The sequence below is a fragment of the Vibrio sp. 10N.222.49.C9 genome (assembly GCF_041474985.1).
In the GTDB taxonomy this organism is placed as follows: domain Bacteria; phylum Pseudomonadota; class Gammaproteobacteria; order Enterobacterales; family Vibrionaceae; genus Vibrio; species Vibrio crassostreae_C.
The window spans coordinates 1-391 of record NZ_JBFRVD010001387.1; the positions used below are offsets into that span (position 1 = coordinate 1).

Annotated in this window: 1 pseudogene; it reads right to left on the reverse strand. The window is 42.7% G+C overall.

Annotated elements, in window-relative coordinates:
• Window positions 1-147 precede the first annotated feature (147 nt).
• Window positions 148-391: pseudogene (locus tag AB4585_RS28410) on the reverse strand (slipin family protein); the annotation flags it as partial.

Here is a 391-nt window from a genome sequence, read left to right on the forward strand (position 1 = left end):
ATACTGAAGCGCATCGAGGCTGAAAACCTGAATCTGGACAGCATGGTTGACGCTAAATAGATTAGGTATTTATCACCAGCAGGCACCCTAAAGTAAATAAGATGCCTGTAGGCAACGCTTACACAATTACAAAGTTAGTAAGCGCACTTATCCCTTCTCCTTATCTCCACTCTCTTTGTTTATTGCCTTAGCAATGTCATTTACGGCTTCAACTAGGTTGATAGGCATTGGAAATACAATTGTCGATGTTTTATCCGTAGTGATCTCTGTGAGCGTCTGCATATAGCGAAGCTGTAAGGCATTTGGAGCTTGATTAAGCATCTCGGCGGCTTCTTTAAGCTTAGTAGATGCCTCTAACTCACCGGTAGCATGAATGACTTTTGCACGACGA